Raw genomic sequence first — 26,762 nt, 5'->3', positions numbered from 1 at the left:
AAAATACTACGAAAACCGACTTCGTCATGGCGTCAGGCATTTTTCGTTTCCAGTCGTTTGGACAGCAGGGACAGCAGGAAATTGACCGTAAAATAGATCAGCGCTACAAGCAGCAGCGTCGGAATTGTATAGTTGAAGCCGTGTCCGATAATGATTCCGGCATTGTGCATCAGCTCCGCCAGAGAAATGATCACCGCCAGCGACGTATCCTTCAGCAGAGAAATAAATTGGCTGACCAGCGGCGGAACCATGCGCCGGAGACCTTGGGGAAGCACGATATGCCAAAGCGTCTGCACTCCCGTAAGCCCCGACGAGCGTCCCGCTTCAATCTGCCCTTTGTCGACCGAGGAAAGCCCGCCGCGCACAATCTCCGAAATCATCGCCGCTTCAAAAATCGTCAGCGCCGCAACCGCCGCAGTGATCAGCCCAAGCTTGATTCCGACCTCCGGCAGCGCAAAGCGCATAAAGAAGATAATGAGCAGCAGCGGTAAATTGCGGATTAATTCCACAAACACGAAGCTGATCTGCGACAATACCGGAACCTTCGCATAGCGGACCACACCGATGATACAGCCTAACAAGAAGCTGAGAATAATCGCCCAAAAAGCGACGATCAGCGTAATATACAATCCGTCCAGCAGAAACTTGAGATTTTCCGCCGAATAAGCGCCGGCAAAATCCATCGTTTATCCTCCTTTCAAATCATCCCGCAAAGTGCTTGGAATACGCTCCGTCAGCGTTCTCTTCACTTTGTGGGGATTGTTTTGTCTCTTCCGGGGCCCCCGCAAAGTATTCGGATTTCGCCTCGAAGCATTTTCTTCACTTTGTGGGGTTACTCAGCGCTGCAATCTGCGCTCCCATACTCTCATGCCATAGCTGAGCGGCAGAGTCAGCACCAAATAGAACAGCGCGACGAATACGTAAGTATCAAACGTGCGGAACGTATCGCTGTTGACGATATCCGCGAAATACATCAGATCAAGGCCTGCCACGATCGTCAGCACCGACGAGTTCTTGATCAGGTTGATGAACTGGTTACCCAGCGGCGGAATAACGAGCTTGATCGCCTGCGGCAGTACGACATGGATCATCGCCTGCACATAGGTCAGGCCCGATGAACGCGCCGCTTCGGTCTGTCCTTTTGGAACGGCCGCTATCCCTGCGCGGATCGCTTCGGCGATAAACGCCGACGTGTACACCGTAAGGCCAATGGTGCCGGCAGTAAATCCGTCCAGAGACATCCCGAATGCCGAAGGGCCGTAATAAAAAATATAGACGACGAGCAGGAGCGGAATATTTCGGATGAACTCAACGTATCCCGTCCCGAACCATCTCAGCGCTCTTACGGTAGAAATGCGGAATACCGCGATTAGGGTACCCAGCAGAAAGCTCCCGGCCAGCGCCAGCAAGCTGGAAAGAATCGTACCGCGAAATCCCTCCATATAAGTGCCGAAATAATCCGTCAAAATGGAAAACTGCATCTTGATCACCTGCCTTTTTCATATATAGCGATTGGTACAGTCCGGTGCTCTTAATCGTTCCGAATCAATTATTGTTCCCGCTCTCTCTTCACGGGCGCCCTTTGACAAGCACGAAAGGATGGCCGGCGGAATGCGCCCGTTCCATCCTTTCGCTGCTGCCGGCTTCAAGCCGGTCCCTTTGTATATATCCCCTCTTTGTACATCCCCATGTACATCAGACGGTGAGCCTGCCGCTCAAAGAAATTCGTTGGTAATAAACTTATTTGGCCGGCGCTTTGCCGATCCATTTTTCATAAATTTTGTCGTATTCACCATTCGTTTTCAGCTCGGCCAATGTGTCGTTGATGGCCTTGACCACTTCGCTGTTGCCCTTTTGCACGGCAATACCGTAAGGCTCGTCGGTGAACGTTTCGCCTACAACTTCATAGTTCGGATCCTGAGCGGACATACCGTACAGAATGGCGTCGTCCGTCGTCAGTGCGTCGCCTTTGCCTGTTTTCAGTGCAGTGAAAGCGTCCTGATAGTTGTCGAATTCCAGCACGGTTACGCCCGGAACTTTTTCTTTAATATTTTTGACCGAAGTGGAGCCTTTGGAGCCCAGCACTGTGGAGTCTTTCGTAATGTCGGCGATGCCTTTAACCGGGCTGCCTTTCTTCACCAGCAGCGATTGTCCCGCTTGGAAGTAGACGTCGGAGAAGTCAACCTCTTTCTTGCGTTCTTCCGTAATCGTCATCGTCGCAACGACCATATCGATTTCACCGTTGTTCAGCATCGGAATCCGCGTCTTGGAGGTTACTTCTTTCAGCTCAATCGCGTTCTCGTCGCCGAGAATATGCTTCGCGATCGCTTTAGAGATATCGATGTCAAAGCCTTCAACCTGGCCGCTCGAAGGATCTTTCAGACCGAACAGCTTCGTGTCGAATTTAACGCCGACCTGCAGTTTGCCGCGCTCTTTAATTGCCGCGAGACCGCCCTCTCCCGCAGCCGCGTTGCTTCCACCCGCATTGTTGCCGTTATTGCCGCATCCTGCCAGTATGAACAGTGCGACGACCATCATTACGCTTAACAGCTTCCAGCTCTTTTTCATTTACTAGTTCCTCCCCAGTGTCTGTTTATATTAATGGCTTAATACCCGGCTTAGAAAAGTCCTTGTGCGCTCCTCGCGCGGACTTGCGAAGAACTGCTCCGGAGCGGCTTCCTCGACGATCTGTCCCTGGTCCATAAAGATTACGCGATCCGCCACCTCGCGGGCAAAGCCCATCTCGTGGGTAACGACAACCATCGTCATGCCTTCCTTGGCCAGCGCGCGCATAACGTCAAGAACCTCGCCGACCATTTCCGGATCAAGCGCCGAGGTCGGTTCGTCGAACAGCATGATCTTCGGCTTCATCGCCAGCCCCCTGGCAATCGCCACCCGCTGCTGCTGTCCGCCGGACAGTTGACTCGGATAGGACTGCGCCTTGTCGGCAATGCCGACCTTCTCCAGATAATACATGGCCGTTTTTTCGGCCTCCGTCTTGGATACGCCCAGCACCTTGACCGGAGCCAGCGTAATGTTGTCGATTACTTTTTTATGCGGATACAGATTGAAGTGCTGAAACACCATCCCGATATCCCGCCGCACTTTGTTGATGTCGGTCTTCTTGTCATTGACGGCAACGCCGTTCACGGTAAGCCCTCCGCTCGTGATCGTCTCCAGACGATTGATGCAGCGGAGCATCGTACTCTTGCCGGAGCCGGACGGACCGACCACGACGACCACTTCCCCTTCATCCACATGCAGATCGATGCTTTTGAGCACATGGAAATGTCCGTAATGCTTCTCTACCTTATGAAAATCGATCAACGACTGCCCCCCCTTGCTCTATGTTGTCCGACATTCGAAATCTTTCAAAAACGACCTCTGTCAGCTATGGTAACACTTGAGAACAACCTTACTGTAACGACTATAAAAAACTACAAATTCCTACAATGACTTTCGCATAAAAACCGCAATTTCCCTTGCAGAATGTGCGATATTTTATTTTCTTTCTCTATTGATTAATGTTTTTTATCGGATTGCTGTAACTTTTTATGACATTAGTCTCTTGATTTCACTTTCTAACAAAAAAACCGAATCGACGTTGTCGATCCGGTTCTATGCCTGCCGTTTCAGAAATTAAAACAGAATTTTGAAAATAATGCCCGCCAGCACGGCGCTGATCGGTATCGTAATAAACCAGGTGACGATAATCCGGCCCGCCACACCCCATTTGACCGCGGAAAAGCGCTTCGCCGAGCCGACGCCGAGAATCGCGGATGTAATCGCGTGGGTCGTACTCACCGGTAAATGCAGCAGGGTCGCCGAGAAAATAACGGAAGCGGCCGATATATCGGCGGCAAATCCGTTGATCGGTTCGATTTTGAAAATCTTCGTGCCCATCGTCTTGATGATCTTCCAGCCGCCGATCGAAGTGCCAAGCGCCATGGCGGTGGCCGCCGAAATTTTTACCCAAAGGGGTACTTCCATCGTATCCAGACGGCCGGAGGTCACAAGCGCAAACGTAATGATCCCCATGGCCTTCTGCGCATCATTCGTCCCGTGAGTGAAGGACTGGAATGCGGCAGTCAAAATCTGCATCGTACGGAAGCCTTTGTTGACGGTGTGCGGACTTCGCTTTGCAAATATCCATTTGAGTATGGTCATGACTATATATCCAATGACGAAAGCGATAATCGGAGAGAAAATAAGCCCCTCGACAATTTCCGTAAATCCGCTCCATTTGATATGATCCGGGCCCGCCCCTACGTAAACGGCTCCGGCAAGCGCTCCGATCAGCGCATGGGAAGAGGACGAAGGAATCCCGAACCACCAGGTTATCAGGTTCCAGATAATCGCAGCCACAAGCGTCGCGATGACGATCTCGATCCCGTTATCCAGTTTCGTCGGATCAGTTACACTGCCGCCGATTCTTTTGGCTACGCCGGTAAAAATAATCGCGCCGACAAAATTCATACATGCCGCCATAATAATCGCGGTCCGCGGCGGAAGCGCCCGGGTCGAGACCGAGGTTGCTATCGCGTTGGCCGTATCATGGAAACCGTTGATAAAGTCAAAGGCGAGTGCGAGAAATATGACGATGCCTAGCACCAATAAAGATGTATCCATAGTAACTTGCCCCTTATGAGTTGCGCATAATAATTGATTCCAGCATGTTCGCTACGTCTTCGCATTTATCCGTAGTCGTTTCGAGCCGTTCATAGAGCTCCTTGCGCTTGATCAGCTCAATCGGATCCTTGACCTGCTCGAACAATGCCTTCGTGCAATGGCGCAGCACTTCATCGCCCTGGTTCTCCAAATCGTTCAGCCGGATGGTATGTTCCCGGATGGCCAGCAATTTCTTCTGGGACAGCAGATGAACGGCTTTTTGAATTTCGTAGGAGCTTTGGCGCAAAATTTCGGCGAACTGGCTGATATACTCGTCAGTCACAGTCATATTGTACATATAGAAACGGGTAGCGGAAGAATCAAGTCCGTCGATGACATCATCCATGCTCGTGGTCAGCGCCATAATATCGTCACGCTCCAGCGGGGTTATGAATGTCTTGTTCAGCTCTTTGATTATCGTGTGCGTATAGGTGTCACACTGGGATTCGTATTTCTTCATCTCTACGGCAAACAGCTCCAGATCGCTCAGATCGGAAAGGTGCTGGGCAAAATAATCGGCAGCCTGTACGATCGTGTCAGCCATATTCTCAAGCGTCTCGAAGAAGATGTCCTTTTTTCTCAACTTCATATTATAAACTCCTTTACATAAAGTTCCTTGGAACGGCGGTAGCATTCAAATGTAAACGCAGTATTAAATTGAATGACGACCTTTGTTATCTTAACATATCGTCAGGAAGGATAGATAGCAAAACCGGCGAACTTTTTTACATCGCAGGTAATAGTTTGTCGAATGTTACGAAAGAATGCGCTATCTTCGGAATGACTGGAACGAAATGGGTACTAGGACGCCGATATCAATACGTGACTGTCAAAAGAAGGGGTATTCGGCACAATTAAAATATGGGTAATCCCCGGATACATCGCCGCTTCCTTCCCGTCCTGCACAAAGCGGACGACATCGCCGGCTTTGCGGGCCCATCTTCCTTGGATGACTTGGCCCCGCTGGAACAGCAGCGCCTCCCCGCCCAATTCCAGATTGATGGACAGCCGTCCGGCATTGTCAAGCACGGTATGGTCGGCGCCCATAACGATCACGTTGGCGGCTTCAACCGGCAGGCCGTTATCCCGGTCCAGATGCGGCTTCCCGTTAACCCATCTTGCATAGGTGCGCGAAGCGGAATCGTACTTGTAATCGACCGCATAGCTTTTGAGCAGAAAATGCACATTGAAACCGGCGGCGGCTTCTCCGCCTATCGGCACATAATCCGGATCGGTAAACGTATAGTCGGGAACATTCACCGCTCCGGCGTATCCGAGCTTCTCCGCTCCTTTCCGGAGCTTCTCTTCGCTCGTGTACAGATTATGGGGCGCCTTACGGTCCTTGTCCCGCCAGAAATAGGCGCCGGCCCGGCCAATCTCGTCCATATCGTCCTTCTTCCCGCTTTGCAAAATGGCATAAGCAGCCGGACTGCCGCCAGCATGTACGGTAACGCCGCTATAAGACTCGCCGATATCGATCAAATACGGACGAATGCTGCGGACCGGCCCGATTTTATCTATTCCCGATTGGCTCTGATAAATCGCGATCAGCCGTGTTATGCCCCCCTCGGCCAGTACCTCGTACAAGATGTCGGCCCGGGTCAGTCCCGATTGGGGACGGGCGGGCGGAGCATTGTTGATCATCACGGCAAGCGGCCGGGGAAGCGGCGATTCTGTGACCGGAAGGCCGGTGAGTCCTGACAGGGCCACAGCTGATGGGTTGGTGGCGGGCGACGGCTCGGCCGAAGCGGTCTGCTGCGGAGTGGCGATAACAGGTTCAGCCGTAGGTAGAACGCTGCCGCCTTCATCTTGCGGACCGCAGGCGGAGAGCAGAAGCGAAGCCAGCAGAATGCTGCCGAGCAGCAGGGAATGAGTACGATTGATCATAAAAGGGTGAGTCCCTCCTTATTCAAGTCATGCCTACCCTTCATATAATCCCCAATGTGAAGAGCTGGCTATGTAGTATACTCCGGTACTTTACGGGGACCCCCCTATAATAGAACAGACCAGGGTATTACAACAACCGTAATGAATAAACAGGCACCGCCGTCATCCTCCCGCGATGCATGATTTCATCATCTGCGGGCGGCACGGCAGTGCCTGTTTAAGTGCAAATCCGGTGTTCCCTAATCCAGTAATGCCCGGGCGAACCGGTCCGGCCATTCCATTTTCGGGTGAAAATTATAGGGGATGGCCTGTGTAAACAAAACCGCATTCGCATGGAGCGACTTGAACATAAGCGGCTTGCGATCCAAATAAAGCAGCGGATCGACCGGAACCGGGAATTCAATATAAGACTCGTAGGAGCCTTCGTACCCCCGCGGCCAAAAACGCTTCAGCGGATGGTCCGGCAGGCGCCCGCCCGCCTTCACATGCTCATACGTTTGCCGCATCCAATCCTGCATGGTCATGTTCTTCATTGGAATGTCGATTGTTTCCCAACCTTTGAGCAGCGACCCGTGTTTCCCCCACTCGATTCGGATAATCGGCCGTTCCCCATGCTCCCTGGCTTCCTGTACAGCCTCCTCCGAGGAGATTACCGAGCTGTGGAAGAACGTCATAACCTGGGTGACCGTCTCCTCGGCAGGATCGTACTCCACCCATATCTCTTCGTGATCGCAAGGCTCATAATCATCCGGAAAGTCGAAATCATCCTCCCAGAACAGATGATAACCAATGAGCGGCTTCGCGGGATGATGGACGGCTGCGATATCCTTCAGGGGAAAGCATTCCGCCTCGGTTGTGAGCAGCAGCGGGCAATGGCGGCGGATCGCGGCGGCTTCCCGTTCCGTAAGCATAAGGAGGGGTTCAAGCTCCAGCGCCCTCCGATAGGCTTGTCCCGCCCGGCGGAGCTGCCCGTCGAGATGATAGTATTCTCCCTGCCTTGCCGGGATTTCGGCGTCATCCGGAAATACGCTGCGCATCAGATCTAGCACGGGAATGATAGTGGCGCATGTTTCCTGGACGGTAACTTTTCCATCCCGCATCGCCCCGGCCAATTTCGCGCTGACCGACTTCCATTCATGCGTATAGATTTCAATCATGGCCTGACCGTCTCTTCTTTAACCATAGAACGGATATAGAAGTAACCTAGCAGCGAGCACAGCAGGAACGTGAAGAATGAAATCGCCGCAGCCTGTTCGCGCTCCTGGAAGACGCTGAATACCTGCTCCATCGAAACGCCGAGCATTTGGGGAGCATTCGGACCGACCAGGAACGGAGCGGTAAACGAACCGATGACACCCATGAATACGAAGGTGACCGCAACGAGAAACGTTTTGTACGATAACGGAAGTATGATCCGGAAAAAGATACGCAACCGGCCCGCCCCGATATCTTTGGCGCTCTCTATGACCGCATTCGGGATTCCCGCCAGCGCCGAACTGAGCAGCATTGCCGTAAACGGGATATTGAACCAGAGATTCGCAATGATAATGCCCTTCTGATCAAAAATAATGCGCGGAAGCGTTCCTCCGAACAACAGCAACCATCGGGACAGCCAGCCGTGGTTCCCCAGAAGGTTGATCAAGCCGTAGGTTGCGATAACCCCGGGAATAAATATCGGAATCATATAGGTTTTGCGGATTAAATCAACCAGCCTGCCGGTACTGAAGCGCATGTATACCGCCAATGCGTAGCTGACCGCCAGCACAATCACACAGGAAACAATCGTCACCTGAAGGGTAAACACGATATTTGCCCGCATCCCCGCGTCGGTAAACAAATACACATAACGGCTGAGGCCATAACCGCCGGATTCATCCCGAAGGCTTTCTATGAAAGATAATATAATCGGAATAACTACGATCACCGACAGCAAGAGAAAGGAGGGGATAACCAGACAAAGTCCGAATATCCCCATTTTCACTTCTTTCCTCATTGGGCTGCCACGTCGCTCTGCCAGCGTTTGTTGATCTCTTTACTGAGCTCGCCGACGTTGAAATTACGGAAGCCTTCCGAAACGCCTTTAAAAGAATCCTGAATATCCTGCGGCATGCTCGTCAGCTCGATTCCCGGGAAGCCGTGCATCGTCTTCACCATGACAGCCTGCGCCTCGGGCGACAGAACAAAGTCCAGGAATTTATAGACCGCTTCTTTCTTCTCGGACAGCTTCGGCACCATCAGATAGGTCGGTCCGCCATTGAAGCCCGGTGTAATTTGCTGCATTTTGGTCGTTGTCGGCAGTTGGCCTTTATCCAGCTGTTCAAGCACCATGTCGGACCAGGCGGGGATCATGTCCACCTCTCCGCTCGTCAGCAGATCAAGCGTGCCTTGATTCTTTTTCGGGTAAATGCCTTTTCCGTACAGGTAAGGGCCGAGTTCCTTCAGCGTCGTAAAGCCTTTGGCCCAATCCTTCTCAATGGCCGGATCGTCGCTATGAATCGCATCTTCAGGCAGATCTTTATAAAGGGTCGTCGTTACGAAGGAACTGCCGGAGCCCCCGGTGGAAGGGTCGTTATAAGCAAAGCGCTCGGGATTCTTCTTAATCCAGTCAAATACCTCGTCCAGCGTGGTCGGAGGCGCAGTCACCTTCTCACTGTTATAAGCAAGTACGACGGCTGATGAGCGGTAAGGCACCGCTAGGTTCGCAACATCTTCCATCGTTTTTGAGTTTACTTTTGCGAGATTTGGAACGGAGCTTGTGCTCAGTGTATCCCAGAGATCATCATCCTGGCCTCTGGTGACGAAAGGCAGACCGTCTTCATAGAGGTCAATATCGCCCGATCCCTTGCCTGCTTGCTTGGCGGCCAAAATACGGTCATAGGTCGGTTGGGCGCCGGTACCGGAGGGAATGTACACGAGCTTCACCTTAACGTCCGGATTTTTTTCCTCGAACATGGGCGTGAGTTCATCCCACAGGGTTTTTACGTTCTGGGAACCTGTAAAATAAAATTGAATTTCTACCGGTGCGGAAGAGGCGGAATTGCTTGCTGCTGTGGAATTGGAATTTGCGGCGGAGCTCGCTGAATTGTTATTCGCCGCACTGCCGCAGCCTGCCAGAACCGCGAACGACAATGCCAGCGCCGACAGCATAGTGAAACGTTTTTTCATACGAAACATGTAAAATTTCCTCCCTTGTTTGTCCTTACTTGTTCGGATATGCGATCACTTTGGCAAAAGCGACGGTCACATGTTGACCCATCGAAAGTTCCTTCACCTTATCTCTCGGCTGAAACGCCCGAATGGTGCCGTGCCCGTCAAGTTCAACCGACACCTCGGCATAATGGCCGAGCACCATCATTTGTTTGATTGTTCCATTCAAGCCGTCTCCGTCTCCGGAATCCAGACCTATCATGACATCTTCCGGCCTGACGGCGATGACGATTGACCCCGCAAGACGTTTCGTATTCGGAAAGACCAAACCTCCTATTCGCAGCTTGTCCTCTTCCACCACCCCCTCCAAAAAGTTCATTTTGCCGATAAACTGAGCGACAAACAGCGTATCCGGCGAATCGTATATATCCTGAGGCGCCGCGATCTGCTCGATATTCCCCTGATTCATCACGACGATCCGGTCGGATAGAGACAGGGCTTCCTTCTGGTCATGAGTGACGAATACCATCGTCAGGCCGGTCTCCGTCTGAATCTCGCGCAGCTCTTCCCTCATCTCATGACGAAGCTTGGCATCCAGCGCAGAGAAAGGCTCGTCCAGCAGCAATACCTCGGGCTTCAGCAGTAAGGATCTGGCGACGGCGATTCGCTGCTGCTGTCCGCCCGAAAGCTGGCTGGGGAACTTCTTCTCCACGCCGGGCAGCCGCACAAGCCGAAGCGCATCCTCAACGGCGCTCTTGATTTCCGCTTTGGGCGTCTTGCGAATTTTGAGCCCGAATGCGAGATTTTCGTAGATGGACATATGCGGCCACAGATTGTATCCCTGAAAGACCATCGAGGTTGGCCGTTTCTCCGGGGGGAGCTTGACCACATTCCGGCTTGCAATCATAATTTCGCCCGAATCGGGCTCAAGAAAGCCGCCGATGCTTCTCAGCACTGTTGTTTTGCCACAGCCGGAAGGGCCTAACAGGGTGACCAATTCACCTTTTTTAACGTCGAGCGAAATATCGGTTACGCCCTCACCCGTCTTGTAACGTTTGGTCAAATTGCGAATCGAAAGCTGTGTACTCATGTAATTCCTCCGTGATCCGGATATTAATCCGGTTATTGTCCCGGGACTGTTATTTAACTTGGAAACCGCTGGCCATAATATCCGCGCTGACAAAACGCTGGGCGGCTAACAGCAGAATAATGGTCGGAGCGGTAAGAATGATTGAGAATACGGCGCCGGCGCTGCTGGGAAAATCGGCGATTATCGAGTACATGACGATCGGCATCGTCTTGAAATCGGGAATACCGACCAGGAAAGTGCCCTGGGCTTCGTCCAAAGAGTTCAGAAAAGTGAAGATGGAAGCGACCAGAATACCCGGCATCGCCATCGGCAGCGTAATACTGCGGAATACGCGGAACGGCGTTGCCCCCACATCCCTCGCCGATTCTTCCTGGGCGGTGTGAACATTTCGGAAGGCTGCCGTCGGAATCCAGGTCATAAACATCAGAACGTTAATCATATGAACCAGGACTACGCCGAGCAGCGTATTCATTAGCCCCAGTTTATAAAAAAGGACGGCAATCGAGACATACAGCCCCATTTTTGGAAAAGCGTGCGTTAGCAGAAAGGAAAACAGAAAGAAGCGGCTCAGCGGGAATCGGATTCGGGCAAAGGCATAAGCGGCCGGGATGCAAATGACGATGGACAATGCCGTAACTAACGCGGCGATCAGAAACGAAAGTCCGATGGATTTGGCGATATCCTCCTCCTGGAGTACGAAGCGCCACCACTGCAAGGACCACTGCCGCGGCAGCAGGTCGGGATAATTCCACTTGCTGCTGAAAGCAAGCACGGCGAGATTCAAGAGCGGGCCGACGAAGAAGACGACAAAAGCGACAAGCAGCAGGAACTCGAATATTTTCCGAAAACCGATGGCTCTAAAGTACCAACTCATGTCCCTGTAAAGCTCCTTTCCGGGATGAATGTCTCAATGTGAGACCGTTCCCATGTTTATTTTAATTTCTTAGTATTTGAGCAGTATTATCCGAAATTACATAAACGGTAAAGCATACGCGGCATTAGGTAGACTGTCGAATAATCAGTTCGCTCGCATACTCGTTCAGCTTGGGGAGGCCGTCTTCCTTCCGGATCAACCGGTCCAGCATCCATATCGCATCCTGTCCCATTTTATCCTTCTCCACCCTCACGGTTGTCAGCGAAGGAGAATACATGGAAGCGAAATCGATATCGTCAAAGCCCATAACTGCGATTTGCTCAGGTACCCGGACCGATCTCTCGGCCAGAAGCTTCATTGCTCCGAGAGCTAGCATGTCGTTCGTTGCGAATAAAGACGTATAGGCTCCCTGCATGAAAAAGTCCCAATGCTCCAGCATGACCCGGTAGCCCATATCAAAGCTGGATTCCGGCGAGGAAACTACAGTCAGTCCTCCGCTGTTGCCCAATCTTTCCATACTGCTGCAAAAACCTTTCAGTCGTAAATTATGGCTTCTGTGCTCCTGCGGACCAGCGATTACAAAGATTTGACGATGCCCGAGCTGGTACAGGTAAGAGGCGGCGCGCTCCCCTCCTTCTTCGTCCTTGCTTACGATCTGAACGACTTCCGGATCGTCTGTCGATCCGTTGACCATCAAATACGGAATATTGAATGATTTTACGTAATCAATGACATTTTGACGAAGCCGGCTGATCAGAATTAATCCGTCAACCCGCTTTTCCAGCATAAAATCGGTGGAACGCAGCGACATCTCATGGTCGGTGGTAAGGAACACGGAATAGCCCTTTGCCCCGGCGGCCATCAGGATGGCGTCAACAATTTTTCCATACAGCGGATGGGACACGATTGGCTGCTGCTCCCGGAAAATGATAACGCCGATATTGTGTGTCCGCTGCGCCACCATCGCTCTCGCCACCGCGCTCGGCTTGTATTGCAGTGTTTCGATCACCTTCATTACGCGTTCGCGCGCTTCCTGACTGGCGTAGCCGGAGCCCGAGATCACTCTGGAAACAGTCGATTTGGAGACGCCTGCCAATGAGGCGATTTCTTTTATGTTATAGCCCACGGTCAACTTCCTTCCGCCAACATTTCCTTTTTAACCCGAACGAGGTCGGCAACGTTTCTTGTAGTGATGGAATGCACGCCCATAGCCGCGTATAGTCTCATCTCTTCTTCCCGATCAACAGTCCAGATGTAGATTTGAAACCCGTATTCAGCCGCCTTCTCCAGCAGATACGATTCGACTAAACGGTAAGGTACGTTAATTCCGAAGCAGCCGGCGCTTTCAGCATCTTGAAGTGTCTGCAAGACGGCTTCAGTATAGCTCCGGGCAAGAAACAGGCTGGCATCCACATTGAGAAGCTTACGCAATCTAGAGTTGCTATGCTTGGCTTTGCGGGCCCTGTCTACCTCGCAGCCCGATAGAAATGTGCGGTCGATCATGCCAAGCTGTTCAACCAACTCGGATACCGGCTCAAGGCAGTCATCCGTCTTCAGGTCGAGATTCATCGTCTTCCCAGCACACCGCACTAAATGCAAAGCCTGCTCCAGCTTGACGATCGGAATGGAAAGACTCTCATTCAGCTCCGAAATCGTCATTTGGGAAAGGCTGCCCACGGAGCCGTCTGCGAGGCGGACCTCATTATCATGGCTGAGCACGGGTACGCCGTCGCGGGTAACCCGAATGTCGTCTTCAATAATATCCGCACCGTTCGCAAGACCCGTCTCGATCGAGAGCAGAGAGTTATCGGGCGTATTCATACATCCGGTATGCGCGGTAACAAGCGGAACAGCATTCACTCTTTCATCCCCCTTATTTTAGTAGAGACGGTATCAAAGTAAGTGGCATTCGTAAAAGCGATCATCGTTCGCACGCCTTTTACAACTCCCCATAATTCGGCCCTCGCCCAGATCAACCCGTATGCCGGGATGCTGAACCCGTAGAGCTGATCGGCGGAACCTGCGGCGCATTGTGCGAGTGTGCCCGAATTACCCATAATCTTTAACGTAAAATCCTGTTTCGGCAGTTCCCACAACGTCTGTCTAACGGAAAAGTCGAGCTTCACATGGAGTTGAATTGTGTCTGCTTCATTTCGCACGGAGACCGATTCGCCGATACTGTACAATGCGCCGGCGGCCTCTGCCTCCATCGTTACCAGCGGACCGACCGTTACGGAGACCCTCCCCTGCGCAAGCGCCCGAACCGCTTTTTGCGAGATAGTTCCCGGCTCGTCGTCCAGTCCCAGATAAGTGACCGAGAGAGGCTCGTCCGTGTTCGCCTGCTCATGCCAATCCCGTCCGGATGTAGCCGCGATGCGGATACCGGCGTTCAGCCGGTCCGTCCACAAAGCGAAGGCCCGCCGATTCTCGGGCTTGACGGATGCGAACGTTCCCGACCACACTTCGATGTAATCAAGGTCGTTCCAATCTTTGATTTCATATTCCCAGTAACAACCGGTACAGACGGGATTTCCGATCCGAAAAGGATGCGCCATTCCGGCAAGCCCGCCCCGCCCGTGAACCATGGAGATTCCTTCGTGAATCTCAGACTGTCCCGTCTTGCGCCAATCCACAAAATCCTGCAGGCCGATCGTTACCATATGCCCGTAGAAGGTCGTCCACTCCATGCCCGGTATGATGACGACACCCGTTTCCCGCTCGATTAGCTCACTGTCTCCAAGCCCCGACATCGTATTATGATCGGTAAGCGCGATGCAGTCGAAGCCCAGCTTCGCCGCACCTGAAGCCAGTTCCAGCAGTGACTGTCTGCCGTCGCTGTGAAAGGTATGTGTATGAAGTTCGGAAGCCAGCCATCTCATGCCGTATCCGCCTCCTCCGTCCAAATTGACAATTCATAAGAGCAATGTTCCGTTACGACGGAGTGAACGCTGATCGTAACGCTCCACTCTCCTAAAGCCAATTTCCCGGATAATAGTCCCTCGGACGCTTCCTGTTCCGACAGAAAAAGACTTTGTTCCGCATCATGTCTGTGACACGCGCCTCTATATCTGTTAGGATCGTCTATCGACAGGGTGAGGAGATTTTTGAGCGGCAAAAATCGTTTCCAGCCTTCCCGGACCGGGCTCTGATACTCAGGAGCAATATAGGAGTCGATAGATTGCATAATTAAATCCATGGCCTGTCCGTCGTCCTCCAGTAGCTTGGGCTCGTAGGCGAACCGAATTTGGATGGCTGCAGCAGGCTTGTCCAACCGAAATTTATGTGTGATATGATGCTTGGTATCAATAGGAGCAAGCTGTCCGCTCACGTTCAGCAGCATCATACGCCTCCCCTCTTATGAAATAACGTGGGATCGGTCCCACAAAACCAACTTTAACGTCAGATTGTTTACCGAGGATTAACGGGGGCTTCAAGCTTTGTAAAGCTGTGGAGGTAAAGTATTCCATAAACCGGATAGAGACGGAACCACTTCTGAAAATCCGCAACAAAAAAAACCGTAAGAGAATCACTTTTTCAAGTGTTCATCTTACGGGTTACTGTTCAGCATAGCTTTCAATCATCTATTATATTATTCGAATTTCCAGCAGTTCAGGCTAAGTGTTCCGTATTGGTACGCCTGAAACATCCGCTGCGCCTTCGTGCCTTTGGCCGCCGTTCCCAAAACGTAGAATAGCGGGACAAAATGCTCTTTGCCGTAGGACGGGACCGCTTCCCTGGCGTGAGGCGCCTTCTTGTCGTAATTGAACAGCTCCTGAAGATTCCAGGACTCCAGCGCTTCCGCAATCCAGGCGTCGAATTTCAGCGCCCATTCTCCGGGCTGATCGCTGTTGATAAGCAGCCGAAGATTATGGACAAGACCTCCGCTGCCGATGAACAGCACGCCTTCCTCTCTGAGAGGCGAAAGCATTCGCCCAATCTCATACTGCTCCTTCGGGGAGCGCAGGGAATCGACGGACAGCGCGACAACCGGGATGTCGGCCTGCGGGAACATTTTCTTCAAAATTACCCAGACCCCATGATCAAGCCCCCTGCCCAACACGGGCTGGTGGGGCAGGTTATGGCTCGTGAACAACTCACGAATCCGCAGGCTCAGCTCGGGATCTCCCGGAGCAGGATAAGTCAGCCGGTACATATCTTCCGGAAAGCCGTAGAAATCATGCTGCGTTTCGTAATGCTCGTCGGCCGTAAGCAGCTGATGCGGACTGTCCCAATGCGCCGAGAAGACGACAATAGCCCGGGGCCTGGGTAAATCTGCGCCGAGCCGCTCCAGAAAGCGGGTATATTCGTTATCCTCGAGGGCGAGCAGCGGGGAACCGTGCGCGATAAAAAATGCCGGTATTTTCATCGATGCCTACCTCCGTAACCAGTATGTGGTCTGCATCTTTATTTTACCGCTTCTTGCCTGCTATTGCGAGCATACCGCCCTGCCCTATATCATCCAGTTCTGCCATTCCTGCTGGATTTGCTCCTGCCGGTTCATCCACTCCCGCGTTGCTCCGATGACCTGGGACTGCGCGTCGCCCGAGGAGAACGTGTGATTGGCCTGGAATATGATCTCTTTGTCGCAGCGGCCTTCCGGACGTTTCCAGAACAGCTTCTGATACAGGAAGGCATAATCCACCGGGATGACTTCGTCGGAGGTACCGTGAACCAGAAGCACATCGCCGCTGAATTTGTCGGCTTCCTGAAAAGGCTGAAATTCGGCCAGCGAATTGAAGTATACGGGGGTGAAGGCATAACCCGCATGATCCGCCGAGCCCGTCTTCACCGCCATGTCGTAAGCCTCGCGCCCGACGATTTTGACGATATCATTGAAAGGATACCCGACCGCCGACCACATCACCAGAGTCTTCACCCGGCGGTCGCGGACTCCCGTCAGCAGGGCTACCGCTCCGCCCAGGCTGTGCCCGATCAGCGTCACACGAGTCGGATCGACATCGGTGCAGCTCAGGCCGTAATCAAGCACAGTCCGAGTCTGCGCGATCATGGATTCCAGACTTTCGCTGCCGTAGCTGCCGCTGCTTTCACCGCAGCCGATATAATCAAAGCGGATCACCATATAGCCGTCCTTCGCCAGCTCGCGGGCGGCCTTGACGAACAGACGATCCACACCGATACGGCTGCCGACGAACCCGTGGCAGATGACGGCGAGCGGGACCCGGTCCTTACACCGTCCGGTCGCTCCCTGCACCTTTGACGGATAGTGAATGCTGGCGGTCAGCTCCTCTTGATTATGTCTGATGACGATAGCCCGTTCCATACGAGAATCCTCCCTGTACATTGTTTATTCCAACTTCATTGTATATTCAATTTCACATAAATCCGATTAATTTAGTATGAATTATATATACTCATCTTACCCCCTGCATCCTGCTGTTGTCAATAGAAAAGACCCCTTTTATCCTGAAGGACAAAAAGGGTCTTCACGGGACGTCCGTCCTTAAACGGCCAGCTATTCGTAGCTGTATTTGAACATGTCGTGCGTTTCTTGTCTGCCTTCCCAGCCCTTCAGCCACTCCTCAGGAGCGCCGGGGGCGCATTCCCATAAGCTGGCCGAGCACTCCTCGGGCAATTCCGCATGACCGACCGACATTTCTTCCGCAGGGTTCTTCTTCGGCTGCCCACTCCCCGCCTTGTCACGCCGTTGTTCCACGTTTCATCCCGCCTTTCTTTTGAGCGAACCTTCTCAGGCGCCGTTCAACAGTCAGTGTGCGCTCTTTAAGGAGAGACTATTCATGGGCAAAATATCGCAAACAACCTAATGTTGATTATTCATAGCCGCTGTCGGAGGCATCGCCGGTCTCTTGTCCGGCTTCCGTGCTCTGAAGCTTTTCCCTTGGAGCGTCGGCGGCTGAGTTCAATAGACTGAACCCGTCCGAGCCTCCCCAATCGGTGATACCGTTCCGGGGCGCGGTTCCGCTCCCCGCATTCTCTTCCATGCCGCTTGGATTCACGGGCTCCATAAAGCATCCTCCTTTTGCCGTTATCGCCGCCTCCGCGGCGTCCTATCAGTGTTAACCGTTCAGATGCGTTTATACACGCAGGAGACCGGCGCTTGCAGCAATGCCCGCTCCGTTGACTGATGGTCGAAGCCTGGAGCTGAGGCGCGGAAGCAGCCGCAAAGCGCATATCCTTGCACTGTCCGCCGGCGGGGCCGTATACTTTGGGTAGTGGAGACAAACCGATTCATCACACGGAGGTTGGCGTTAAGAGCATGAAAGTGAAAGATATGATTAAAGAAAATAACCGTTTGCGGGAACAAATGACGCCCTTCAACCGCTCCTATATGGAGGATATGATTATCGCGCTGCGGGCAAGCCGGATCGATAAGCTGCGCACGGAAGAGCTTCTGCTGGAAGCCGCCCATACCCTGCTCGAAGCCCAGGCCCGGGGGAAAAACGCGAAGCAGGTATTCGGGGACAAACCCGAAGAATATTTTAGAAAGATCATGGATGAAACACCCGAACGCCCTGCGTTTAGCAGGCAAAAAATAGTGCTCATGATTCCCTGGGTTGCCCTGACCTGGCTGTTCGGGGTTCTAGCGGCCGGCGGCCTGATCTCCCTATGGTTTACGGGAACCGCCGGCATGTTCGGACAAATCAGCCTGTTTACGTTAATCGGCGTCGGCTTGGGATCGATTATTTTTGTGGGACTGATTATGAAATGGCTCGGTTCCTTGTCGGAAGACGACGCGCCCAAGGCCGGAAAATTCGATTTGAAGTCTCTCGGCACCTATGTCGCCGTCGCCGTTATCATCGTTACCGCCGGTCTTCTTCTCGGCAAATGGCTGCCGACGTTCCCCCTATCCCCGTGGGTCAGCCTGATTGTATTCACGGCAGGGCTGATCGGCCAGAGACTGTTGTTCCGCCGCAAATAACCTCTGCCTCATGCATAGACTGGAGGAGTTCAATTGACTAAGAAACATTCTATTTTGACGGCTGCCTTGGCCTCCGTCCTTACACTGCTGTTCACGATAGCCGAACCGGTCTCCGTCCTTGGCGCCGGCTCTTCCTCTGCGGGAACAACCGCGGCGGCGTCCATTACGGCGGGCACAAGCCATGCGGAAGCCGTCTACAAAGCTTCGCTGCCGCTGCTCCTGTCCCCGAACAAGCTGCCTGAGGCAATCTCTTACCTAAACGCCAATATGTACGCGGTCGGTTCTTATCGGGCTGCGATCATGACTCTTAGGCTTGAAAATGCCCAAAAGGCCGCGCTGCCAGCTTGGGAAGATAAATTTTACAATTCCGTAGTTCAGCGCAAGCTGACGGATATTTATGAGCCTGGAGACCGTTTTGCGCAGCTGGCGGACAAGACGAAGAATGTGAACCTGCGTCTGATGCTGCGGCGGGCCGCAGCATGCGGATACAAGCTGGAGACCGCCGAAGGTTCGTTCTTCCCGGTTATCGATTATGACGCTTATCGGAAATACAAGTCGTATGTCACAGGTGACATACGCGACTATATTTCCATTATGGCAGTCGAATCGAATTTCCCGTCCAACAAGGATAATGGTCTTGTCATTGCCTGGGCCGAGGTGGTATCCCGAGCGTTGGCTCAGGAAGCCTTCATTGCCGATTATCCCCGGTCCAACCGTTTGGGGACCGTAAAGCAGCTGTACCGGATGTACGAGACCGATACGTTCTATGGCCTGAACAACACGCCGCTGTTTCATTACGACAATCAGGAGATGGATCTGGAAGCGCAGAAAGCCTACGGCATGATTCTGGCCAAGAGCACCGGCAAAAGCGCTTATCTGGAGAAGCTGGACGGCTTCATGAAGCTGGCGAAGGAGCATGACTACAAGCTGACCGATGAAATCGAGCTATACCGCAGGCAGGCGGCGCCTCAGGAGTTGTCCGCCTACCCGCAAACGTCCATCTCTGAGAAACGATCAATGGGGCGATAAATACAAAGCTATCTGAATAGGCTTTATAGCCCCTGGAGTTTCTTTTCGGTTTCTCTTTTCTTGTCGTGACTAAGCTCCACAAATATGGTTGACATTTTACATTCGGGATTATCGATCCTGACGTTACGGTTGTTGAAATGGACATGGTCAATGCCCAAGCTGGAAACAGGAGCTTCCCCTCTTCATCCAGTCAGAACAGCCCCGCGGACTTTTCCGCGGGGCTGTTTGTGCATGCTAATGACTAGATCAGCATATTGAACAGATTCAAGTCCTTGTTCAGTTCTACATAATCCACGCCCTTGAGCTTCATCCGCTCAAGAAGCGGCTCGTAGGCTTCCTTGGACAGCAGCTCGATGCCGACGAGGGCCGGACCGTTCTCCTTGTCGTTCTTCTTCGTATATTCAAACCGGGTAATATCGTCCTCGGGACCGATCACCTCTGACAAAAATTCGCGCAGCGCGCCCGCCCGCTGGGGGAAGTTAATCATAAAATAATGCTTCAATCCTTCATAGATCAGCGAGCGCTCTTTAATCTCCTGCATCCGGTCGATATCATTATTGCCGCCGCTCACGATGCAGACGACCGTCTTGCCCCGGATCTGATCTCGGTACAGGTCCAGTGCCGCGACCGGCAGCGAGCCTGCCGGCTCCACCACGATGGCATTCTCGTTATACAGCTCCAATATCGCTGTGCAGGCCTTGCCCTCCGGCACCTTGACGATGTCGTCCAGCGCGCGGGAACAGATATCGTACGTAAGTCCTCCAACCCGCTTCACCGCCGCGCCGTCGACGAACTTGTCGATTTCCGGCAGCGTAACGACCTCTCCCCGCTTGAACGCCTCGCTCATGGAGGCAGCTCCCGACGGCTCCACGCCGATAACCTTGGTAGAAGGGCTGACCGTCTTCACATAGGAACCCACGCCCGCCGCCAGCCCTCCGCCGCCGATCGTCACGAACACAAAATCGGCCGGTTCGCTCATACTCTCCATCACTTCCATCGCAATCGTTCCGTTGCCGGCAATGATCTTGGGCTCGTCGAACGGATGAATGAGCGTCATGCCGTGCTCAACGCAGGCCTGCATCGCTTCTTCGTAGGCGTCGTCGAACGTATCTCCCTTGAGCACCACTTCGACATAATCACCGCCGAACCGCCGAACCTGTTTCACCTTCTGATTGGGAGTGGTGCTGGGCATATACACTTTGCCGTGAATACCGAGCGCACGGCAGGAGAAGGCGACGCCCTGCGCATGGTTGCCCGCACTGGCGCAGACGATCCCCCGGTTTCTTTCCTCTTCGGACAGGCTGCGGATCATATTGTAAGCCCCGCGGATTTTGAATGAGCGCACGACCTGAAGGTCCTCGCGCTTTAAATATACATTGCAATCGTACTTGGCCGACAGCACCGCGTCGCGCTGCAGCGGAGTCCGGACAATGACTTCCCGCAGCATGTGATGCGCCCGCACGATGTCTTCCAGCCCCACGATCCGGTTGTCGCTTTCCTTCATGAATTCTCCTCGCTTCACTATCTTGTTAGCATTTCGTAGCCTTCTTGTAACATACTCCCCCGGCGGAAATTTTTCAAGCATTGGGGGCGCAAAAACGGCCCCGGCGTTTAGTAATCGCCGGGGCCGAACGATGCTGGCGCAATGATTTACAGTTTATGCCTTAAAACGGGACACAGTATTCAGCAGCGCCGACGCGCTCTGCCGGATCTCTTCCATCTCCGTCACAATGCCGCTGGATTGGCTGATAATCTGCTCCGATCTTTCGGCAATGCTGCCCGCGCCCTCGGCGCCTTCGTTCGTGGCTATCGTCGTTTCACTGATGGCGCTCAGCATATTTTGGATAGAGGCAAGCAGTTCCTCCGTAGTGGCGCTGAAATCCGTCGCCAGATCTTCTACATACTTGGCGTCTTCACTGTACAGTGAGCCCGTCTGCTGCATGGCGTCGTAATCGTGCAGGACCTGCTTGTCCACAAATTGCAGGATATCCTCTGCCCCTTCGACGAGACTGCCCACCGCCGTAACAACCGAGCCAGTGACCTGCATAATTTCTCCTACGGCCTCCCGGGAATTTTCCGCCAGCTTGCGGATTTCCTCAGCGACCACGGCGAATCCCCGCCCCGCTTCTCCAGCCCGCGCCGCCTCGATGGAGGCGTTCAGCGACAGCAGGTTCGTCTGCGCGGAAATCTCCAGTATAGCTTTCGTCAGAACCTTGATCTGTTCGATCGACCGGGACTGCTCGATCGCGTTCCGAAGCTTCTCTTCGCTCTGCCCGTAGAGCCGGTCCGCCGCCTGGCGGGACTCGATGGCCGACTGCTTAAGCCGCTCGGCGCGCTCATTGATCTCCCTGGCCGACCCTGCGCCTTCCTGCGCCTTCAAGGCGATGTTATTAATGGCGCTCTCGATCTCCAGCGTACTGGCGTTCATTTCCTCCATGGAGGCAGCCGTTTGCTGCATTCCCGCCGATAATTCTTCGGTCGTGGCGGACACGTCCGCAATGTTCTCGTCCAGAGCGAAGATATTTTTCTCCGTATTTTCCACCGCACTCGAAATGCTGCGCGAGGTTCGCATGATTTCTCCAATCATAATTTGCTGGGAGGAGATCATTTCATTAAAGCCCATGGCCAAAAGCTTCATTTCCCCTACGGCCTTGAAATTGGCTCGTACCGACAGGTCCCCGTTCATCGCGGCCCCGAAGGCGGAGGTCAAGACCGGAATCGGCTTCAAAAGACTGCCGGAAACGAAATACAGCAGGAGGCCCAGAATGACAATCGAAGCCAGAATCGACAAAATGAAAATAAGCTGGAAAGTTTTCAGGGCGCTCTCCGCGTCCCCCGAAGGCACGACAAGCGCTACCGCCCATTGATGGTCTACTGCGGGAGCATAAGAAACATAATTGGAGCGGCCGTCAATATCCGTCTTCATAACATTTGCGCCCCATTGTACCATTTTGTCGCCGACCGCTTTCCAGTCCGCACCCAGTTCGCCGATCTTCTTAAGCAGGATATAGTCGCTGTTCGGGTGGTACATGAAGGTGCCCGTCTTGTTGACCAGCAGCGCAAATCCGCTGCCCCTGTAGTTGAAATCTTTCAGTTCCTTCGTGATTTGCTCAATGGAAATGTCCGCACCCGCCACGCCGATCAGCTTGCCGCTGTCGTCCAGAATCGGAGCGCTAAGAGTAACAACCATTTTGCCGGAGCCGGCGTCAATATAAGGGTCTGTCACCGTAAGACGGTTGTTCTTAACCGTTGTGGTATACCAAGCTCGCTCCTTCATGTTGTAGTCAGCCGGAGGCTCGAATTCATCCTGGGTTATGACCTTGTTGACGCCATCCAGACCGATATATACGTTCTGCAGATTCTTGTTGTTGCCCTTGGTAAGATTCAGTGTGCGAACAAGTTCGGTGTATCCTTCCGTCGTCTTGACTTGGTCCGGCGAAGGTACGCTTGCGATGTAGTCTCTCACAAAAGCGTTGACGCCCAGCAGCTGCACACTGTCGCCGGCCGGCAGCAGCAGATCGTTCACTTTTGATGAGATCAGGCCTTTCTCATAATCAAGCGATTGGCGCAAATCATTGACGATAACCTTTTTGGCGTTGACGTAAATGACGGATGCCATGATTGTAAAGATGATAACGACGGACACGATAACGGACAAAAACAACTTGCCTCTGATCCCCATGTCGGAGAAACCGTGCAGTAATTTACCGGCTAAGCCCTTGAATCCCGCCTTTTCTTCCGCACGCTCTCCTGACTGCGCCGCTTCCGCCATAGGTTTAGACAGCCCTTTAGGCTGCCGTTTGTTCGGCCAGCGAAGCTTCAGCTTTGACGGGATCATTCCTTTTGACCACGGTTTGCGATTGTCTGCAGAGTGACTCTCCTCTAACGGCTTGGAAGCCGACTCTTTTTTTTCATTAGGAGATAATTTTTGTACCATGATGATCCCGCCTTCAACATAAATTATAAACATACTTGTTTGTTTTCTGAGAAAGAATATCTCTTTTTCGACTTATTTCTACAAAATTCTACTTTACTCCTTTACCGTTTAACAACGACATTCGAACAAAGTGTGAAGAAATGAAAGTCCGATTTCAGAAAATGCCTTTATACTTGCTATCGGATTTCATTTTGGAGTTATTTAGGGGAATGTCAGGTTTTCTATCAAAAAATATGTCAGCTATATGTCGATGTCGAAATTTGGACTTTTATGCATCAAAAAAGCCTTCACTCCTGTGTACAGGGAGTAAAGGCTCTAATGAAAGGCTTATTCTACTGCTTCAGCATCCACTTCAGCAGCTCCGGTACGCTCGCCCACAGCCGCGAATGCATGATCACGTACTCGATTGCTTCGTTGGCATCGCCCATCCCGATAAAATCGGGCAGATTGTGGGGAAGAATTTTGGCGCCGAGCAGATAATCCGGGACATGCTTGTTCACGCCCTTTGCTACGCGATACAGCATTTTCAGGCGGGAGGTTACGCCATGGCGTTTGAATTCGAGCACCATCCGGTCATAGGCAAACGAAGCGGCACCATCTTCCTCTCCGTATGCTTTCAAGAGCTTGTCCGCCTCTTTCAGACGGTCGCTGTACAGATAAACGGCAAGCAGTAGATAACGCGCGCCTGTGTTATCATTTGGATTGAGCTCCAGAATATGCTCCAGGACTTTGGCGGCTTCGTCCGCAGCCCCGGCGAACCAGCACGAATCCGCATAGCTTGTGCACAGCCGTATATAAGGACGGGTCTCGGGAATCCCCCAGAAATACCCTTTATTCTCAGCGAAGAAGGCGCTGCCCAGCTCCCGCCTGCCAGCTTCCATTCCCGCTTTTAAGAGAGCTCTCGCCTCATCCTCGTTTTCCGCCTCATCGGCCAGTATAAGATACGCGCCGGCGCTGTCCGGATCAAATTCAAGCGCGGCTTTGGCCAACTGCGATCTTGACTTAGGCGAGCCGGCCTCCATCGCTCTGTATACCAGTTCTTCCGCCTTCTCCTTATCGCTGCCCTTGAGCGACCCGATGACAATTTCAGGCGGAAGCATCTCATTCGTTCCTCCAACCGTATGCTCCTCCACAAAGGCACACAGTTCCTTAAATCTGCGGGCAATCGTGGCTTGGGTTACTTCATATTTCCCGGCAAGCTCGCCCTGGGTCAGCATGAAGCCGTATTCCTCGGACAGAAAATATTCTATTGCCGAGCAAAAGGCTCCTTCTTTCTTCACGGTCGGCTTCACGATTCGTGAAAAGCCGTTCCACAGCATCAGCGCTTCCGCGATCAGTTCCTTGTCATACTCATATCTCATCTGCTCGATCAGCGTGAGAGCCAGGCTTTCATGCGCCGGACTCTCCCACTGCAGGTCGCGCGTAACTAATTTTCTAAGCTTGGGAAGCGTCAGCTTGTCCCCTTTGGAAGCGGACTTCCTCCCTGAAGCGGGTTGCTCCTCCGCGGGGGGCTGCACGATCGTGCCCTGCACAGTCGCTTCAGCTGCCGCACCCACCAGGCTGAGTACAGGAATTGCGGCGTCCCGTTCTTTTCCGAGACAGCACTTTTTATATTTTTTGCCGCTTCCGCACGGACACAGGTCGTTTCTTCCAATCTTGATCAAAACAAATTCCTCCTTAAATCTGCAGCACGCCAAAAAGTAAACAGCCCGCACATTTGCTTAAGCTACGCTTCCGCGTGACTGTCCATGAAAACATTATAGCATTTCCGGCATTTAAAAAGGGTCCCTCCGTCACCGGAAAGACCCTTTCTTCTGTATATATCCGTACATTTTCCCCCGTACGAGATGTATTATAGCACTTCTCTCACGCCTTGTCAGTCCTTTTTTAGGACATTTAACATAAAAATTTGTGGGTTCTCCCGAACTAAAATCCGACTATTGTCTTAATAACGCTTTGGCTGCGATATCGGTCCGGTTCTGCTTGCCGTCAAAGGAAATCCGGTTCGCGTTCGCATAAGCGGCTTCCCGCGCTTCCGCGATCCCGGCACCGAGCCCGACAACGCCGAGCACCCGTCCGCCGCTGGTCACGATGCCGCCGTCAGGACCAAATGCCGTACCGGCATGAAAAATGAGCCCTTCACGTCCGCCTTCGCCCAGCCCGGTGATCGGCACGCCTTTCGGATAGGTACCCGGGTATCCTTCCGAAGCCAATACGACACAGACGGCCGCCTCGTCGGTCCACTGGATATCCAAGCTCTCCAGACGGCCTTCCACCGCCGCCAGGAAGATCTCCAGCAGATCGCTCTTCAGCCTCGGCAGGACGACCTGAGTCTCCGGATCGCCGAAGCGGGCGTTGAATTCGACGGTTTTGGGTGTACCGTCCGGCGAAATCATCAATCCCGCGAACAGGACGCCCCGGAAAGGCCGGCCTTCGGAGACCATGGCCTTGGCCGTGGGGACGATAATCTTCTCCACCGCTTCGCGAATGATGGAATCATCGATATGCGGCAGCGGAGAGTAGGTGCCCATCCCGCCGGTATTGGGACCTTTGTCGCCGTCAAAGACCGGCTTGTGGTCCTGCGCCGCCGGCATCGGACGCACCGTCTCGCCATCCACGAAGGCCAGAATCGACATCTCCTGTCCCGCCAGAAACTCTTCGATTACGACCTGACTGCCGGACTCTCCGAAGATGCGGGATACCATCATATCCTCCAGCGCCTTCTCCGCTTCCTCGCGGGAATAGGCAACGGTTACGCCTTTGCCCGCCGCAAGGCCGTCCGCCTTGATGACAATCGGCAGCGGCTGCTCCCGCAAATATGCCAGCGCCTCGCTGTGGTCGCTGAATTTACGGTAAGCCGCCGTCGGAATATTGTATTTATGCAGCAGGTCCTTCATGAACGCCTTGCTGCCTTCAATCTCGGCCGCGTTTTTGCGCGGCCCGAAGACCTTGAGCCCTTCTCCTTCAAGAACGTCTACAATACCCGCAGCCAGCGGGTCGTCCGGTCCCACGACGACAAGACCGACCTCTTTTTCCTTCGCGAACGCGGCCAGCTTATCGAACTCAAATACGCCGATTGGCACGCATTCCGCAACCTCCGCGATCCCAGCATTGCCCGGCGCGCAGTAAATTTTATCCGCTTTGGGGCTCTTGGACAGGCTCCAGCATATTGCATGCTCCCGTCCGCCGCCGCCAATCACCAAAATATCCATACCTTATAAAACCTCCGGTC

Annotated in this window: 26 protein-coding genes; 2 read left to right on the top strand and 24 right to left on the bottom strand. The window is 53.0% G+C overall.

Annotated features, from left to right (window positions below; all coding sequences use genetic code 11):
* Window positions 1-32: 32 nt before the first annotated feature.
* The 20 genes from PUR_RS03780 to PUR_RS03685 all read right to left on the bottom strand — a co-directional run bounded on the left by PUR_RS03780 (window position 33) and on the right by PUR_RS03685 (window position 17,650).
* Complete coding sequence (locus PUR_RS03780; RefSeq protein WP_179034096.1) at window positions 33-683, bottom strand: amino acid ABC transporter permease; 651 nt, start codon at window positions 681-683, stop codon at window positions 33-35.
* Between the two features lie 153 nt (window positions 684-836).
* Window positions 837-1,481 carry an amino acid ABC transporter permease gene (locus PUR_RS03775; protein ID WP_179034095.1) on the bottom strand — a complete coding sequence of 215 codons (645 nt, stop codon included), beginning with the start codon at window positions 1,479-1,481 and terminating at the stop codon, window positions 837-839.
* 259 nt (window positions 1,482-1,740) lie between these two features.
* On the bottom strand, window positions 1,741-2,568 hold the full coding sequence (locus PUR_RS03770) for a glutamate ABC transporter substrate-binding protein (RefSeq protein WP_179034094.1): 828 nt from the start codon (window positions 2,566-2,568) through the stop codon (window positions 1,741-1,743).
* A 30-nt stretch (window positions 2,569-2,598) separates the two neighbouring features.
* Window positions 2,599-3,327 carry an amino acid ABC transporter ATP-binding protein gene (locus PUR_RS03765; protein WP_179034093.1) on the bottom strand — a complete coding sequence of 243 codons (729 nt, stop codon included), beginning with the start codon at window positions 3,325-3,327 and terminating at the stop codon, window positions 2,599-2,601.
* Window positions 3,328-3,639: 312 nt separating this feature from the next.
* Window positions 3,640-4,629 (bottom strand): inorganic phosphate transporter, encoded by a 990-nt coding sequence (locus PUR_RS03760; protein WP_179034092.1) that lies wholly within the window; start codon window positions 4,627-4,629, stop codon window positions 3,640-3,642.
* Between the two features lie 13 nt (window positions 4,630-4,642).
* The gene (locus PUR_RS03755) at window positions 4,643-5,257 is read right to left on the bottom strand and encodes a DUF47 domain-containing protein (protein WP_179034091.1); all 615 of its coding nucleotides are present in this window, start codon (window positions 5,255-5,257) and stop codon (window positions 4,643-4,645) included.
* A gap of 212 nt (window positions 5,258-5,469) precedes the next feature.
* Window positions 5,470-6,555, bottom strand: a complete 1,086-nt coding sequence (locus tag PUR_RS03750; protein WP_179034090.1) for a DUF3048 domain-containing protein — start codon at window positions 6,553-6,555, stop codon at window positions 5,470-5,472.
* Window positions 6,556-6,794: 239 nt separating this feature from the next.
* Complete coding sequence (locus tag PUR_RS03745; protein ID WP_179034089.1) at window positions 6,795-7,712, bottom strand: hypothetical protein; 918 nt, start codon at window positions 7,710-7,712, stop codon at window positions 6,795-6,797.
* Window positions 7,709-8,548 (bottom strand): ABC transporter permease, encoded by an 840-nt coding sequence (locus tag PUR_RS03740; RefSeq protein ID WP_179034088.1) that lies wholly within the window; start codon window positions 8,546-8,548, stop codon window positions 7,709-7,711. Before PUR_RS03740 ends, PUR_RS03745 begins: the two co-directional genes overlap by 4 nt.
* On the bottom strand, window positions 8,545-9,729 hold the full coding sequence (locus PUR_RS03735; protein ID WP_179034087.1) for an extracellular solute-binding protein: 1,185 nt from the start codon (window positions 9,727-9,729) through the stop codon (window positions 8,545-8,547). Before PUR_RS03735 ends, PUR_RS03740 begins: the two co-directional genes overlap by 4 nt.
* A gap of 25 nt (window positions 9,730-9,754) precedes the next feature.
* The gene (locus tag PUR_RS03730) at window positions 9,755-10,792 is read right to left on the bottom strand and encodes an ABC transporter ATP-binding protein (RefSeq protein WP_179034086.1); all 1,038 of its coding nucleotides are present in this window, start codon (window positions 10,790-10,792) and stop codon (window positions 9,755-9,757) included.
* 49 nt (window positions 10,793-10,841) lie between these two features.
* Window positions 10,842-11,666 carry an ABC transporter permease gene (locus PUR_RS03725; protein ID WP_179034085.1) on the bottom strand — a complete coding sequence of 275 codons (825 nt, stop codon included), beginning with the start codon at window positions 11,664-11,666 and terminating at the stop codon, window positions 10,842-10,844.
* Window positions 11,667-11,790: 124 nt separating this feature from the next.
* The gene (locus PUR_RS03720) at window positions 11,791-12,792 is read right to left on the bottom strand and encodes a LacI family DNA-binding transcriptional regulator (RefSeq protein ID WP_179034084.1); all 1,002 of its coding nucleotides are present in this window, start codon (window positions 12,790-12,792) and stop codon (window positions 11,791-11,793) included.
* A gap of 2 nt (window positions 12,793-12,794) precedes the next feature.
* Window positions 12,795-13,526, bottom strand: a complete 732-nt coding sequence (locus PUR_RS03715) for a glycerophosphodiester phosphodiesterase (protein WP_179034083.1) — start codon at window positions 13,524-13,526, stop codon at window positions 12,795-12,797.
* A complete protein-coding gene (locus PUR_RS03710) occupies window positions 13,523-14,545 on the bottom strand; it encodes a CehA/McbA family metallohydrolase (RefSeq protein ID WP_179034082.1) in 1,023 nt (340 codons plus the stop codon). Before PUR_RS03710 ends, PUR_RS03715 begins: the two co-directional genes overlap by 4 nt.
* Entirely contained in the window at window positions 14,542-15,009 is a 468-nt protein-coding gene (locus PUR_RS03705) for a hypothetical protein (protein ID WP_179034081.1), read from the bottom strand. Before PUR_RS03705 ends, PUR_RS03710 begins: the two co-directional genes overlap by 4 nt.
* 246 nt (window positions 15,010-15,255) lie before the next feature.
* Window positions 15,256-16,032: a dioxygenase family protein gene (locus PUR_RS03700; RefSeq protein ID WP_179034080.1), complete on the bottom strand. Its 777-nt coding sequence runs from the start codon at window positions 16,030-16,032 to the stop codon at window positions 15,256-15,258.
* 84 nt (window positions 16,033-16,116) lie between these two features.
* Window positions 16,117-16,947 carry an alpha/beta hydrolase family protein gene (locus PUR_RS03695; RefSeq protein WP_179034079.1) on the bottom strand — a complete coding sequence of 277 codons (831 nt, stop codon included), beginning with the start codon at window positions 16,945-16,947 and terminating at the stop codon, window positions 16,117-16,119.
* 192 nt (window positions 16,948-17,139) lie between these two features.
* Window positions 17,140-17,340, bottom strand: a complete 201-nt coding sequence (locus PUR_RS03690; RefSeq protein ID WP_179034078.1) for a hypothetical protein — start codon at window positions 17,338-17,340, stop codon at window positions 17,140-17,142.
* A 115-nt stretch (window positions 17,341-17,455) separates the two neighbouring features.
* A complete protein-coding gene (locus tag PUR_RS03685) occupies window positions 17,456-17,650 on the bottom strand; it encodes a hypothetical protein (protein ID WP_179034077.1) in 195 nt (64 codons plus the stop codon).
* A 251-nt stretch (window positions 17,651-17,901) separates the two neighbouring features.
* On the opposite strand from PUR_RS03685, the gene PUR_RS03680 reads away from it, so the two are divergent.
* On the top strand, window positions 17,902-18,564 hold the full coding sequence (locus PUR_RS03680; protein WP_179034076.1) for a DUF1129 family protein: 663 nt from the start codon (window positions 17,902-17,904) through the stop codon (window positions 18,562-18,564).
* A 33-nt stretch (window positions 18,565-18,597) separates the two neighbouring features.
* Complete coding sequence (locus PUR_RS03675; protein ID WP_179034075.1) at window positions 18,598-19,593, top strand: hypothetical protein; 996 nt, start codon at window positions 18,598-18,600, stop codon at window positions 19,591-19,593.
* 241 nt (window positions 19,594-19,834) lie between these two features.
* Here the strand turns inward: PUR_RS03675 and ilvA are convergent, their stop codons facing one another.
* From ilvA to purD, 4 genes are all read right to left on the bottom strand, one after another.
* Window positions 19,835-21,097: a threonine ammonia-lyase IlvA gene (gene ilvA / locus PUR_RS03670; RefSeq protein WP_179037727.1), complete on the bottom strand. Its 1,263-nt coding sequence runs from the start codon at window positions 21,095-21,097 to the stop codon at window positions 19,835-19,837.
* 153 nt (window positions 21,098-21,250) lie between these two features.
* A complete protein-coding gene (locus PUR_RS03665) occupies window positions 21,251-23,530 on the bottom strand; it encodes a methyl-accepting chemotaxis protein (protein WP_179034074.1) in 2,280 nt (759 codons plus the stop codon).
* Between the two features lie 332 nt (window positions 23,531-23,862).
* A complete protein-coding gene (locus PUR_RS03660) occupies window positions 23,863-25,194 on the bottom strand; it encodes an SEC-C metal-binding domain-containing protein (RefSeq protein WP_179034073.1) in 1,332 nt (443 codons plus the stop codon).
* Window positions 25,195-25,467: 273 nt separating this feature from the next.
* Window positions 25,468-26,742, bottom strand: a complete 1,275-nt coding sequence (gene purD, locus PUR_RS03655; RefSeq protein WP_179034072.1) for a phosphoribosylamine--glycine ligase — start codon at window positions 26,740-26,742, stop codon at window positions 25,468-25,470.
* Between the last annotated feature and the right edge of the window lie 20 nt (window positions 26,743-26,762).

This window comes from Paenibacillus sp. URB8-2 (assembly GCF_013393385.1).
Lineage (GTDB): Bacteria > Bacillota > Bacilli > Paenibacillales > Paenibacillaceae > Paenibacillus_AQ.
The sequence above is the reverse complement of the archived record's forward strand: the minus strand, read 5'-3'. Positions and strand labels throughout refer to the sequence as shown.